Source organism: Pararhizobium sp. IMCC3301 (assembly GCF_030758315.1).
Classification (GTDB): Bacteria; Pseudomonadota; Alphaproteobacteria; order Rhizobiales.
Window position 1 is genome coordinate 2,227,807 of record NZ_CP132336.1, and the last position, 13,909, is coordinate 2,241,715.

The 13,909-nt window shown below is 55.8% G+C and carries 13 protein-coding genes; 6 read left to right on the forward strand and 7 right to left on the reverse strand.

Annotated features, from left to right (window positions below):
* Positions 1-81: 81 nt before the first annotated feature.
* The 4 genes from ccoP to ccoN are packed head-to-tail and all read right to left on the reverse strand — an operon-like array spanning position 82 to position 3,514.
* Positions 82-954: a cytochrome-c oxidase, cbb3-type subunit III gene (gene ccoP / locus RAL88_RS10775; RefSeq protein WP_306269451.1), complete on the reverse strand. Its 873-nt coding sequence runs from the start codon at positions 952-954 to the stop codon at positions 82-84.
* A 4-nt stretch (positions 955-958) separates the two neighbouring features.
* On the reverse strand, positions 959-1,114 hold the full coding sequence (locus RAL88_RS10780) for a cbb3-type cytochrome c oxidase subunit 3 (RefSeq protein WP_306269453.1): 156 nt from the start codon (positions 1,112-1,114) through the stop codon (positions 959-961).
* 10 nt (positions 1,115-1,124) lie between these two features.
* Entirely contained in the window at positions 1,125-1,856 is a 732-nt protein-coding gene (ccoO, locus tag RAL88_RS10785; RefSeq protein WP_306269455.1) for a cytochrome-c oxidase, cbb3-type subunit II, read from the reverse strand.
* A gap of 11 nt (positions 1,857-1,867) precedes the next feature.
* Positions 1,868-3,514 (reverse strand): cytochrome-c oxidase, cbb3-type subunit I, encoded by a 1,647-nt coding sequence (ccoN, locus tag RAL88_RS10790; RefSeq protein WP_306269456.1) that lies wholly within the window; start codon positions 3,512-3,514, stop codon positions 1,868-1,870.
* A 176-nt stretch (positions 3,515-3,690) separates the two neighbouring features.
* On the opposite strand from ccoN, the gene RAL88_RS10795 reads away from it, so the two are divergent.
* Entirely contained in the window at positions 3,691-4,170 is a 480-nt protein-coding gene (locus tag RAL88_RS10795; RefSeq protein ID WP_306269457.1) for a hemerythrin domain-containing protein, read from the forward strand.
* On the forward strand, positions 4,167-5,522 hold the full coding sequence (gene hemN, locus RAL88_RS10800; RefSeq protein ID WP_306269459.1) for an oxygen-independent coproporphyrinogen III oxidase: 1,356 nt from the start codon (positions 4,167-4,169) through the stop codon (positions 5,520-5,522). The genes RAL88_RS10795 and hemN overlap by 4 nt, the downstream gene beginning before the upstream one ends.
* 35 nt (positions 5,523-5,557) lie before the next feature.
* Here hemN and RAL88_RS10805 read toward each other — a convergent pair whose 3' ends face one another.
* On the reverse strand, positions 5,558-6,307 hold the full coding sequence (locus tag RAL88_RS10805) for a Crp/Fnr family transcriptional regulator (RefSeq protein WP_306269461.1): 750 nt from the start codon (positions 6,305-6,307) through the stop codon (positions 5,558-5,560).
* 239 nt (positions 6,308-6,546) lie between these two features.
* Here RAL88_RS10805 and RAL88_RS10810 point away from each other — a divergent pair, with 239 nt between their 5' ends.
* On the forward strand, positions 6,547-7,236 hold the full coding sequence (locus tag RAL88_RS10810; protein WP_306269462.1) for a GntR family transcriptional regulator: 690 nt from the start codon (positions 6,547-6,549) through the stop codon (positions 7,234-7,236).
* Between the two features lie 126 nt (positions 7,237-7,362).
* Here the strand turns inward: RAL88_RS10810 and RAL88_RS10815 are convergent, their stop codons facing one another.
* Positions 7,363-8,115 carry an SDR family NAD(P)-dependent oxidoreductase gene (locus tag RAL88_RS10815; RefSeq protein ID WP_371932176.1) on the reverse strand — a complete coding sequence of 251 codons (753 nt, stop codon included), beginning with the start codon at positions 8,113-8,115 and terminating at the stop codon, positions 7,363-7,365.
* 534 nt (positions 8,116-8,649) lie between these two features.
* On the opposite strand from RAL88_RS10815, the gene RAL88_RS10820 reads away from it, so the two are divergent.
* The 3 genes from RAL88_RS10820 (at position 8,650) to RAL88_RS10830 (ending at position 13,124) form a co-directional block, all read left to right on the forward strand.
* Complete coding sequence (locus RAL88_RS10820) at positions 8,650-9,666, forward strand: sensor histidine kinase (protein WP_306269465.1); 1,017 nt, start codon at positions 8,650-8,652, stop codon at positions 9,664-9,666.
* 250 nt (positions 9,667-9,916) lie between these two features.
* On the forward strand, positions 9,917-10,939 hold the full coding sequence (locus RAL88_RS10825) for a TAXI family TRAP transporter solute-binding subunit (RefSeq protein WP_306269466.1): 1,023 nt from the start codon (positions 9,917-9,919) through the stop codon (positions 10,937-10,939).
* A 73-nt stretch (positions 10,940-11,012) separates the two neighbouring features.
* Positions 11,013-13,124 carry a TRAP transporter fused permease subunit gene (locus RAL88_RS10830; RefSeq protein ID WP_306269467.1) on the forward strand — a complete coding sequence of 704 codons (2,112 nt, stop codon included), beginning with the start codon at positions 11,013-11,015 and terminating at the stop codon, positions 13,122-13,124.
* Positions 13,125-13,147: 23 nt separating this feature from the next.
* Here RAL88_RS10830 and RAL88_RS10835 read toward each other — a convergent pair whose 3' ends face one another.
* Positions 13,148-13,846 (reverse strand): DUF899 domain-containing protein, encoded by a 699-nt coding sequence (locus RAL88_RS10835; protein ID WP_306269469.1) that lies wholly within the window; start codon positions 13,844-13,846, stop codon positions 13,148-13,150.
* Between the last annotated feature and the right edge of the window lie 63 nt (positions 13,847-13,909).

Here is a 13,909-nt window from a genome sequence, read left to right on the forward strand (position 1 = left end):
GCTGCCAGCCTGTCCTGAAAAGCGATGTAATCCCGCAGATTTGCAACGGAATTATGACCGCTGTTCAATCCATATCTACGCCTATTCGCCGCCGCCCAGACTGTGAACAAAGATCGCCAGCTGCTTGGTTGTGGTTTCGTTCAACCGGTCGGCCCAGCCGGGCATGACCCCCTGTTGCGGCTCCGATATCTGTGCCACGATCTGCTTTTGCTCGCCTCCGTAAAGCCAGATCGCGTCACTCAGATCCGGCGCGCCCAGGTCGCGGTTGCCCTTGCCGTCATCGCCGTGACAGGCAGCGCAGTTATCCGCATAGACACTTTCGCCGCGCAGCGCCGCTTCCGTGTCGCTGTCCTGACCGGACAGCTGGCGCACATACCAGGCAACATCCACAATGTCGCTGCGCTCGAGAAGATCATCCGATCCGAAGGCCGGCATGTCGGACAGCCGCGTCTCCTCATGCGTCTCGGAACGGATGCCGTGCTGCAGCGTGAGATAAATCTGCTCCAGCTCACCGCCCCAGATCCAGTCATCATCCAGCAGATTTGGATAGCCGCCGCCACCGGCAGCACCTGCGCCATGGCATTGCGAGCAATTCACCTTGAATGCCGAAGCACCGCCGGCGATGGCAAATTGCAGCAATTCAGGATCGGCCTGGATATCCGCCAGATCCATGCTCTGCACCTTGTCACCAAGCACTGCGCGCGAGGCCTCGACCCTGGCAATATCCGCGCTCACATCAGCCCGGCTGGACCAGCCCAGCACACCCTTGGTGGCTCCTGAAATGCCAGGCCAGGCCGGATAGGCAATCGTGTAGCCGATGGAAAACACGATCGTGGCGTAAAACGTCCACAGCCACCACCGCGGCAGCGGATTGTTCAGTTCCTTGATGCCATCCCAGTCATGGCCAGTGGTCTCGACACCTGTGACCTCGTCAATTTCATTGTGTTCGGCCATGATTCTAATCCTCTTGGAACGGGATGCGGGCCGCATCGTCACTGTGTTTCTTGGAGCCGGGCCTGAAGGTCCACACGATTGCGATGATGAAAATCACAAACATGTAGAGCAGGCCCCAGCTGTCGGCGAAGGTGCGCATAGATTGATAGGTCGATTCCATCGCTGTTCTCCTAGCGCAGATTCTGTTCAGGCTCGTAGGACGAGAAGTCCACCAACGTGCCCAGCATCTGCAGATAGGCCACCAGGGCATCCATCTCGCTCAATTGCTCTGGATTGCCGTCAAAATCAGCGACCACCGCTTTCGGATAGCGTTCCAGCAATCCGTCAAAATCGGCATCCGGATCGGCCTGATCGCGCAGATCAAACTCTGCGTTTTCAATCATCTCGTCACTATAAGGCACACCCACACGGCGGTTTGCCACCAGATGAGCCTGCGGATTTTCCACCTTGAGCCGGGTTTCCTGCAAAAACGCGTAGGACGGCATGACCGATTCTGGAACGACCGATTGCGGGTCAATCAGATGCTGCACCTGCCACTCATTGGAATAGCGCCCGCCAACCCGTGCAAGGTCGGGACCGGTACGTTTCGAACCCCACTGGAACGGGTGGTCATACATGGATTCTGCCGCCAGCGAGAATTGCCCGTAGCGTTCCACTTCGTCGCGGAACGGTCGGATCATCTGGCTGTGACAGACATAACAGCCTTCGCGCACATAGATGTTGCGCCCTGCCAGTTCGAGCGGAGAATAGGGGCGCATGCCATCGACTTTCTCGATGGTGTTTTCCAGATAGAACAGCGGCGCGATCTCAACGATCCCGCCGATAGTCACCACTAGCAAAGACCCGGCCAGCAACAGCGACGCGTTTCTCTCCAGGATTTTATGTTTACTCAGAAACGACATTGATCAGTCTCCTATTCGGCCGCGCCGGCAGCACTCAGCGGACGGGATGGTGCCGAAGAATCAACCAGTGGAACCTCGTCCCGCAATTTGCCTTTGATGGTCATGTAAATATTGTAGGCCATGATCAGCCCGCCGGACAGATACAGCAGCCCGCCGATAACCCGCATCACATAGTAGGGATACATCGCAGCCACGGTCTCCGCGAAGGAGTAGACCAGATAGCCCTGGGAATCATATTCGCGCCACATCAGACCCTGGGTGATCCCGGAAACCCACATCACAGCGGCATAGACAACAATACCCAGAGTCGCCAGCCAGAAATGCCAGTTCACCATGCGCAGCGAGTACAGCCGGGTCCGGCCCCACAATTTTGGCGCCAGGTAATACAAAGCACCGAAAGTGATCATGCCATTCCAGCCAAGGGCACCTGAATGGACATGGCCGATGGTCCAGTCTGTGTAATGCGACAGCGAGTTCACCGCCTTGATCGACATCATAGGACCTTCAAAGGTCGACATGCCGTAAAATGCCAGCGAGATAACCATCATCCGCAAAATCGGATCGGTCCGCACCTTGTCCCACGCGCCCGACAGGGTCATCAGGCCGTTGATCATGCCACCCCAGGACGGCATCCAGAGCATGATCGAAAACACCATGCCAAGGGTCTGTGCCCAGTCCGGCAGCGCGGTGTAGTGCAGATGATGCGGGCCGGCCCAGATATAGAGAAAAATCAGGCCCCAGAAATGGATGATCGATAACCGGTAGGAATAGATCGGACGGTTGGCCTGTTTGGGCACGAAATAATACATCATGCCGAGAAATCCGGCGGTCAGGAAAAAGCCGACAGCGTTATGGCCGTACCACCACTGTGTCAGCGCATCCTGCACACCGGAAAAGACCGAGTAGCTCTTCGACCCCAGCAACGAGACCGGCATGGAAAGCCCGTTCACCACATGCAGCATGGCAACGGTGACGATGAAGGACAGAAAGAACCAGTTTGCTACATAAATATGCGGCTCTTTGCGTTTGACGATAGTTCCCAGAAACACCGCCAGAAAGGCAACCCAGACAATGGTCAGCCACAAATCAACATACCATTCCGGTTCGGCATACTCCTTCGATTGGGTGATTCCGAGCAGATAGCCGGTCGCCGCCATGACGATGAACAGCTGGTAGCCCCAGAACACGAACCATGCCAGATCGCCGCCCCAAAGACGGGCGCGCGAGGTGCGCTGCACCACATAGAACGCGGAACAGATCAGGGCATTGCCGCCAAAGGCAAAGACCACAGCGGAAGTGTGCAATGGGCGCAGTCGGCCGAAATTGAACCAGGGCTCGATATTCAGCACCGGCCAGGCCAGCTGCGAGGCTGCAATAACGCCAACCAGAAATCCGACCAGACCCCAGAAAGAGGTGGCGATCACACCATAACGGATGACCTCGTCCATATAGGCGTTCTGGCCGACCTCCCGGCCTGCAAGTCTCTGCCCTGCCGGCGCGAATTGCACGCGCCGCATGAGCACAATTGTTGCCAGCCCCAGAACGAGAACCAGGACCCACATATGGGCTCTGAAGGGCTCATCCTGCCCCAATCCAGCGCCAATAAAGGCCAGAATAGTTGCCAAACCAACGAAGATGGCGGGTGTTGCATTGCGCATATTTTATACCTCTGACGAAATCAGCTCTCAGATTGCATTATTACCGATCGTTCACAATCCCTGACATGCGAGCTTGCTAGAAGGCTGTACCGGGTGTCGCATTGATCTGGATCAAGGCCGGTTTCTTCCAGACCCTTCATTCTGCGCACTGATAATTCACCCGTGGAGCTGGATGCATGCCGGAAAGAAGGAGTGCGGTCATTCACCCGCTGTCGCGGGAGCAGATTCGCTCGACACTGGACAGGTATTTCAAGAGCCAGCTTGGTGTATGCGCCGCGCTGGAAGACATCGCCGATTCATTGCCAAATAATTTCAGCCGCAATAATTGTCTTCTCACGGCGCAGCGCATTCGCCAGATCATCCGCAAAGCCCACATTTTTGAAGAGGACTATCTGTTTCCCCTGCTGCTTGACGAAGCTGGCAACCAGCCCGAGCTGGAACCGGTTCTGGCCAGACTTCGTGCTGAACATTGTGAGGACGAGAGTTTTGCGGACGAGATTGTCGATGCTCTGGAGGAGCTGGCAACAGTCGGTGTCAGCAATATAGACAAATTGTCTTATATGCTGCGCGGTTTCTTTGAGGGATTGCGGAGGCACATTGCTTTTGAAAAGGAACATCTTTTGCCGCTTTTGACGCAGAAGGGGACACCGGCATGATTGATCATAAGGCTGTCCTTGCAGCCCATCCCGCCTCTGTTCCGCGTTATACCAGCTATCCCACCGCACCGCAGTTCCGCGAGGGCACCGGAGCGGTTCTGATGAACGCCCTGCTGGACGACTTCCCTGCCCACGAGCCGGTCTCGGTCTATCTCCACATTCCATTTTGCGACCGGCTGTGCTGGTTCTGTGGATGCCACACCAAATACACGCTGAAATACGCCCCGGTGAAAACCTATCTGGGCTATCTGCGCCGTGAAATAGAGCTATACGCCGCCCGGCTTGCAGTCAGGCCGCATTTGAAGAGCCTGCATCTGGGCGGTGGGTCACCAAGTCTGCTGAAGCTGCAGGACATGGTGGCGTTGCGCACCAGCCTTGCCGGTGCATTTCAAATCACGCCGGACACGGAAATCAGCATTGAGATCGACCCGTCCGACACCAATGATGAACTTTATGACGGGCTGGTTGCACTCGGGGTAACCCGCGCCAGCATCGGCGTGCAGGATTTTGATCCACAGGTCCAGCAGGCTATCAACCGTCCGCAGAGTTTCGAACAGACCCGGGATGTGGTTCAACGCCTGCGCAAGATCGGCATTACCTCTCTCAACATTGATGCGCTTTACGGCTTGCCGTTGCAGACCTCTGCCCGGCTGCGCGATACGCTTGAAAAGTGTCGCGATCTTGATCCCGACCGCATGGCACTTTTCGGCTATGCTCACATTCCCTGGATCAAAAAGCACCAGAAAATGATCCAGGAGGCAGATCTGCCAGGCAGATATGAGCGCTTCGAACAGGCCCGGATGGCATCGAAGTTTCTGCAAAATGCCGGATACAGAGCCATTGGCATCGATCATTTTGCCAAGCCGGCCGACGCCCTGTCGAAAGCGGCTGTTGCTGGCACACTGCACCGCAATTTTCAGGGTTACACCACAGATAACTGCCGCACCATGCTCGGCTTTGGTGCCTCGTCGATTGGCCGCTCGGATGGCGGTTATGTGCAGAACATAGTTGCCACCGGGCAGTATCAGGGGTGCGTGGAACAGGGCCAATTGCCAGTTTTGAAGGGTGCGGCGCTGAGCCTCGATGACAAAATCCGCAGCCATATCATCGAACGGCTGATGTGCGATTTCAGCATCTGCTTTACCAGCCTTGAAAGCAAGTTTGGCGAAGCCGCACTGCCCTATCGCGACGAAGCCGCGCAACTGGCCGCGCAGGACCGGTTCGGGCTTTGCAGTTTTTCCGGCAATGCCCTGACCATTCCCCTGTCGGCGCGGGCCTTTGCCCGCATTGTCGCATCAGGTTTTGACGCCTATTACACTCGCGGTACTGCGCAATATTCGCAGGCCGTCTGAGGCTACCGGCGCGTTGCAGACCGACTGAATGCGATCTATTGCGCCTCGCAGGCATCGTGTAGCGCCTCAAGATCGGGCACCAGGATTATCCGGTTGTTGCGGATATCAATCACGCCGGCTTTTCTCAGCTTCGTCATCTGGCGGCTGACGGTTTCGATTGTCAGGCCGAGAAAATCGGCAATATCGGCACGCTTCAGCGGCAATTCAAACTCGACCTGGCCGCTTTCGTCATCGAGTTCCGGGTCTTTGTGGATGGCGATCATATGCAGGAAGGTGGCAACTTTTTCGCTTGCGGTCTTGCGGCCCAGCGTCAGCATCAGATCCCTGGCTTCATCCAGTTGCTTCAGGGCCTGCTGGTGCAATCTGTGCTCAAGCTCGGGCGACTGTTTTACCATATCGTCAAGAACTGTGCGCGGGAACGAGCATAAGTGAACCTGATTCGCCGCCTCGGCATAGGAATCATTCTGCTTGCGGAAAGGCCGGCCGAGAAAATCCGGCGAAAATTGCAGCCCGACAATCTGCTGGCGGCCATCGGCCATCAATTTTGTCAGTTTGACCACGCCCTTGATCACATTCGAATAATGGTAGGAATCTTCGCCCGAAGCGAGCAATTCACTGTCCGCCACGTGATTTGTTTTTTTGGTGTGTTTGGCCAGACCTGACAGTTGCACTGGTGTCAACGCACCACAAACCCCACGATGCCGTGCTTCACAGGCACGGCAGAGAACGGGGACGTCTGAATTGTGTATATCTTTCCGGGAATCGTCCGGCACATCTGCCTCCATTCCCACCTCCCGCTAACCAATCAGCGCAGGCGGGGCGAGTTCTATCTGGAATTTCAAATCGAATCTAAGAATTAAACCTGCCAAACCAAGAAAAAACAAACACCATCAGTGCTTTTGCCCGTGATTCCTTGCTTCCGGCGCCTTTCAGCCATATTGTTGACGTGCGCAAACCGCCACATTTGCGTTTCGCTAATGGCGACCGGCCATTGGATCACCAGCAGTATGGCACAGGGCCTTGCATGAATATTCAGGCAATTCAAAGTAATTTCGCGCGACGCACCGCGGCAGACGATATTTTCGATCAATTGCGCGCTGAAATCGTGTCGTTGCGCCTTGAACCCGGCACCAAAATATCCGAGGTCGAATTTGCCAGTCAGTTTCAGGTGTCGCGCCAGCCGGTACGTGAAGCATTTATCCGGCTAAGCAAAATGAATTTGCTGCAAATCCGGCCGCAGAAAGCGACCCTTGTCTGCAAAATTTCCGACAGCGAAATCCTCAATGCACGCTTCCTGCGCCTGGCGGTCGAGCTGGAAGTCATCCGGCAAGCCTGTCACACGGAAGGTAACCCGTTTGAATCTGGCTTTATGAGTAATCTGGCCGCTCAGGAAAAGGCTCTGCTAGCCGGCGAGGCCGCGCAATTTCATGCCTTGGACTATGATTTTCACAATCTCATCTGCGCCACAGCCGATTGCGAATTCGCTTTCGAGACCATTGCCGACAGCAAGGCGCATGTCGACCGGCTTTGCATGATCAGCCTGACTTCCGAACGCGGCATGAATGAGGTCTATCAGGACCACCAGCAGATTTATCAGGCGCTGGTGCGCAAGGACATTGCCGAAATGGACCGTCTGACGCGGCTGCACATTTGCCGCCTCGACCAGACCCTTGCCAATGCCAGACAGCGCCACCCGGAATATTTCGAGGACTGAACCGAGCCCGTCCTGGAAAGAGGCCGTCTGGAGTGAACCCGTCTGGGACTGTCCGGCCCACTGACGGGTTTGCGCATCTTTCGCCGGGACCGACAGCGCAAACCCGATTGAACCATGAAATTTATATCAGGAAAACAGGATCCCGCCATTGATATCGACGCTTGTTCCGGTCATGAATGCAGCCTGATCGGACGACAGGAAAACGGCGAGATTGGCCGTATCCACTGGCAGGCCTTCCCGTTTCAAAGGCGTCCCATCGGCAACTTTGGCGCGCACTTCGTCCTTGGTGAAAATATTGTGGAAATCCGTGTCAATCATGCCGGGGCAGATTGTGTTGACGCGAATGCGCGGGGCAAATTCCTTGGCAAGACCGCGTGTCATGGTCATCACCGCCCCCTTTGATGTGGCATAGGCAACGGCCCCGGGACCGCCGCCATCGCGGCCAGCTTGCGAAGCGAAAGAGACGATCGAACTTCCATCCGGCATGTGCGGCTCGACCGCTTTCACCATGCGGAACAGCGACGTGGTGTTGAGGTTCATGATGTGATTCCAGTGGTCGACATCCATTTCAGCAATGGTCTTGCGCGCCACCAGGCCGCCGGTCACATGGATCAGGACATTGATCTGCGGTCCAAAACGCGACTGAGTTTCCGCGACGAGATGCGCTGGGTCACTGTCCTTGGTCAGATCGCCCTGCAGCGCAAACGCCTCTCCGCCATTGGCGATGATTTCCTCAACCGCAGAGGCGGCGCCATCGCCACTGGCGTGATAATTGATGGCCACTCTGGCACCTTCCTGCGCAAGACGAAGGGCGCAGGCCCGGCCGATATCCCGGCCTCCACCGGTTACAATTGCAGTCTTGCCTTCAAGGGTCATAATATCTCCTGGGGGTTGGCTAAGGGGCAGGCGAAGAAGGTTTTCTTCGCCACTACAGAACGGATTTTGGCATCAGCAACCGTGGCAACTACAGCACAATTCCAGGCACCAGGATCAGCAACAGCAAAATCAGCAGCATCTGGCTCAAAATGATGTGGGTCGCGTAATAAACACTATTTTTCTGATCCGTCAAGTAACTTGTATTCTAGTATGGTTATTATGATTTTGCAGGCCGGATTTGCACCACACCCCGAAAACGTTTCAGTCGATTTTGCGCACCTCAGACAGGCTTCGATCAGCTCCGCAAATCAGAATAGGACATAAATCGCGAGTCCAAAGCCGAATTCTTTTACGCGGCTGTGGGAACCGGTTTGCCGCCGCCGCGTTAAACTACAGGAATTTCCTACCCATCCAGCAGATTTGGATCATTGGCGGATGTCAGTGCCGCTTTCTCAGGTTCATAAAACAGGGATTTTTTAACACAACTTGCGTCCACCGAAAAAACGCCCTGATCTAAATTGCTGAAAGCAGCTGCAAATGTCTGACACTATTCCACAAAAGTCGAAATCCAATAATATTGAAAATCTGCTCGAAATGGCGGAAATCGGCGCGTGGGAACTGGACACGGTTACACTACACGCTTGGCGGAACGCGTATCACGATGTAATATTCGGCTATGATGAAATGCTGCCGGACTGGACGTTCGATCAGTTTTTGAGCCACGTAGTGCCAAGAGACAGAACGCGCGTCGCAGACTTGTTTGAACATGCAGTGACGCAGAAAATATCGTGGTCGTTTGAGTGCCAGATCATCACCGCTAAAGGGACACAGCGCTTCATCAGCGTGCGCGGTCGCTATCTGGAAAATGGAAGTGGCTCTAATCCGATCTTTATCGGACATGTCGTCGATATAAGTCAATCCAAGGAGACGGAAGAACGCCTGCGCGATGTGCTTGGTGAACTTAACCACCGGGTTCGCAATACGCTTACTGTCATTCAGTCAATTGCCAAATTGTCATTTCCCGATGGCGCTTCCATTGCCGAGGGACGCAAGGCCTTCACAGGTCGCATCAATGCTCTGGCTTCCGCCCACACAATCCTGACAGACCATGACTGGGGCGGAGCGTCCCTGAGCGAAGTGGCGCAGGTCTCGCTATCGCCCTATTGCGACATTGACAACACTCTGTTCGCGACCCGTGGGCCGCAGGTCTGGTTGCCCGCACGGTATGCGGTCAGCCTGACACTGGCGCTCAATGAACTTGCGACCAACGCCATCAGACACGGCGCGCTCAGCCATCCTGAAGGCCGGGTCGATCTGGAGTGGTCAGCAGAGGGTTCTGAAAAGGGCGACCGGGTAGATCTCATCTGGACTGAGACTGGCGGTCCGCAAGTAATTGCCTCGGACAGGCAGGGCTTTGGCTCGATCCTCCTGCAACGGGTTTTGCCTTCTGAACTGGATGGCAGCGTCGACATGAGTTTCAAGCCATCGGGTCTGACCTGTACAATCAGCTTTCGGCTCCCCGAAGAGAGTTCCTTCACAGTAAGCCGCGCCTGAACTGTCAGGAATACCCCAAAAACGCGGTCAACCGCGATGCTTGCAATTGCTCGCTCAGCCATTCTGTATAACCGGATTTCAGCGATGATGCGGACCAGAATCTGCTGCAAAACACCAGCCGAATTATGCAGCTTAAAATATATGATAAATTTCAATACGTTAATAAGGTTGGCCAATCCGGCAGAAAGATTGTTAGGATAGTGGCAGGACCACACGGTTCCCGACTATCTTTATGTTCTGGGAGGAACTCATGAAATTTTTCACACTGGCAACAGGCCTTGCCTTTGCCGCGATGACGCATGCGTCCATTTTCACGACAGAAGTCAATGCGCAAGAGGACGTCAATTACATCCTGGCGACGGCATCTACAGGTGGCACTTATTATCCGGTCGGTGTTGCCATTGCGACCCTGACAAAGGTCAAACTGCAACCGAAATTCAAAATCGGCATGGCCGCCATCAACTCGGCCGGGTCGGGAGAAAATGTCCGCCTTCTACGTGAGAACGAAGCACAATTCGCCATTCTTCAGGGCCTTTACGGCTATTACGCTGCCACCGGCACCGGACCCGTGTCTGCTGATGGTCCACAGGAAAAGCTGCGTTCAGTGTCGATGCTCTGGCAGAATGTCGAGCAATTCGTCATCGCCGCCGATCTGGCAGAAACCGGCACAATGAGTGACCTGGTTGCCCTCAAGGGAAAACCGATGGCGCTCGGCAGCCGGAATTCTGGCACCGTTGGTTCAAACGCTGCGCTGCTCAGCGGCCTGGGTGTTGATATTGAAACCGATTACGAACTGGTCGAAGGCGGCTATGGGCCTTCGGCAAATGCGGTTCAGGATGGCAAGGCGGCTGGCCTAGGCACCCCGGCCGGCGTCCCCACCGGCGCAATTACCCAACTATTTGCCACTGTCGCGGACAAGGTGAAGATGTTGTCATTCACTGAGGAGCAGGCAAAGGCTGCGGATGGCGGCAAGGATCTGTGGACACCTTACCTCATTCCGGCCGGCACCTATCCCGGGCAGGATTACGATGTCAACACCATCGCCCAGCCGAACTTTCTGGCGACCTCTGCGGATGTCGATGAAGAATCCGTCTATCTCATCACCAAGACGATATATGAGAACCTGGCCTTTCTGAATGCAATCCACCCGGCCACCAAAGCCATGGCTCTGGAAAAGGCAATCGCCGGCCTGCCGCTGCCACTGCATCCCGGCGCAGCGCGTTACTACAAGGAAGTCGGCATCGATATTCCTGAAAACCTGATGGCGAAGTAACTGCCAGCACTGTTGCTCGGGTAAAGGCACGCCTTTCCCGGGACCGCAGCGCTGGCGCAAGATGAGGCGAATGATGCGCGCCGAAACGCATACCCGGAATGATCTGCCGGCCACCCCGAACCGGGCCGGCAGCAAAGCTCTGCAATGGGCCATATCCGGTTTGGCTGTTGCTCTGTCTGTCAGCCATTTATGGATGAATTCGTTCGGCAATGTCTCGACGCTCTGGCAGAACGGCATTCATTTCGGCGGCTTTGCTGTGCTGTGTGCTCTGGTCTCGCCGATATCGGCACACAGCTGGGCGCGTCACGGACTGGTCAGGGCACTTGATATCGGCTTTGGCCTCGCGGTCGGTCTGGCAGCGCTCTATCTGGTCTATGCGGAAGATGGCATTTACGATCGCGGCGTCCGTCTGGTGACTATGGACTGGATTGCCGGCACCGTGGTTATTCTCGGTGCCATCGAATTCACCCGCCGCACCACCGGCTGGATCATTCCGATCCTGATCGTGTTGTCTCTGTCCTATATCAGCTTCTGGGGCGCGCATATTTCCGGCATCTTTGCGTTTCGCGGCCTGTCGACCGAAACTCTGATGTTCCGCTCAATCTATGGCGATGATGCCCTGTTCGGCTCGATTGCCCGCATCTCATCCACCTTTGTCTTCATGTTCATCATTTTTGGCGCCTTCCTGCTGAAATCCGGTGCCGGCGAATTCATCATCGATATTTCCCGCGTTGTGGCCGGACGCACGGTCGGCGGACCCGGATTTGTCGCGGTACTGGCCAGCGGACTGACCGGAACCATTTCCGGCTCGGCGGTCGCCAATACGGCATCGACCGGGGTGATCACCATTCCTTTGATGAAACGAGCCGGCTTTGCCCCCAAATTTGCCGCCGGTGTTGAAGCCGCCTCATCCACCGGCGGGCAGTTGATGCCGCCGATCATGGGTGCGGGCGCATTCGTCATGGCCGCTGCGACGCAAATTCCTTACACCCATATTGTCGCGATGAGCGCGCTGCCAGCACTACTCTATTTTGCCACGGTAGCCTTTTTTGTCCGGATAGACGCCAAACGCACCAATGCGGATTTGATCTCCGGAGATGACACACCGGCCCTGCTTGATGTCCTCAAACGCGGAGCCCCGTCCTTCATCATTCCGGTAGCACTTCTGATCACCTTGCTGGTGCGCGGCTACACGCCGACCTACGCTGCCGGCTACGCCATTCTGGCCTGTATCGCCGCATCATGGCTGACCCCCCACCGCATGGGCCCGAAAGCAATTTTCGCGGCGCTTGAACTGGGCGCGCGCAACATGATCATGACCGCAATCCTACTGACCGCGGTCGGGCTTATTGTCAATGTCATAGCCACCGCCGGCATCGGCAACACTTTCTCGATCATGATATCCAGTTGGGCCGACGGCAATCTGCTGGTGGCTCTGGTGCTGGTGGCGCTGGCCTCGCTGGTTCTTGGCATGGGTCTGCCGGTCACCGCCGCCTATATCGTGCTGGGCACATTGTCTGCGCCGGCCCTGTATCAGCTCATTCTGCAATCGCAGATTACCGATCTTCTGATCGCCGGCCAGGTTCCGCAAACCGCGAAAGCCGTGTTCATGATTGCCGTGCCCGAGCAACTCGCCGCCTTGTCGGCCCCGATGTCACAACAGGCCGCGGCCGAAATCATGGCATCGCTGCCGCTGGAAACGCTGGTTCTGCTATATGATTTGTTGTTTGATCCATCAATTCTGATGGCAGCCTTATTATCGGCCCACATGATTGTGTTCTGGCTCAGCCAGGATTCCAACGTCACGCCACCGGTTTGTCTGGCCGCCTTTACCGCTGCTGCCATTGCCAAATCACCACCCATGCAAACCGGATTTTCCGCCTGGAAAATTGCCAAGGGGCTTTATTTGGTGCCGCTGCTGTTTGCTTACACCCCGCTATTGGCAGGGGACTGGGCCACCATGCTGGAAATCACGATCTTTGCCCTGTTCGGTCTTTGGGCCATTGGTGCCGCCATTGAAGGCCATTGGGAAAATCCGCTCGACCCGGTCATGAGACTGGCAATTCTGCTCGTTGGAGCAACGCTGTTGTGGCCACTGCCCACTGTGTGGCACATGGTTGCGCTGGCCGGATTTGCCGGACTGTTCGCTGCCCATCTGCGGATGCGAAGACCGGCCATCGCCTGATCACTGACTTCCGGCCGGGCAACTCAGTCATAGGCGTCGCGGCGCTTCAGCCAGGCCATCGACCAGTCCAGATCTTCCTCCTGCCGCCCCAGCGGCGTCAGGTCGAGAAAATGATAGGCACCATTCAGCATGTCGAGACCGCGGCTATAGGTCGAATAGCTGTGAAACACGGTTTCACCGTCGCGAATGAAAACGCTGACCCCAGGAAGCTCGTCAGCAGAAAATGTGCCGGAATAATTATATCCTGTGGCCGACAGGCTCTGATCGCCATCATGAAAGCTCACAGCGAAATCAGGGCTGAAGCCTGTGTCCGCTGCCGAAACCCACTTGAAACGCCAGCCAAGACGCGCGCGGTAGGCCAGTAGCTTGTCCAGTGGCGCATTAGAAACACAAACGAAGGCCGTATCGCGCGCCGCCAGATGGACATCGATCCCTTCAAAACCATCTGCCCAGAAAGAGCAACTGGGACACCCTTCATGCCAGTTCGGGCCGAACATAAAGTGGTAGATGATGAGCTGCCGGTGCGGCCCGAACAATTGCCGCAATGTCTCACGGCCCTCTTCGCTCTGAAAATTGTAGGTTTTCTCAACCTGACAAAGCGGCATCTCGCGCCGCAATGCGCTGAGCTCATCGCGCGCCTTGGTCAAGGCTTTTTCACGTAACAGCAAAGCCTTGCGGGCCTCCAGCCACTCGTCTCTGGAAACGGGTTTCTGCAAATCCATATTGGCCTCCCGGAGTAAATTCAAGTGATGCGGATTCAGCAATTCTGGACAAAAGCGTCGCAC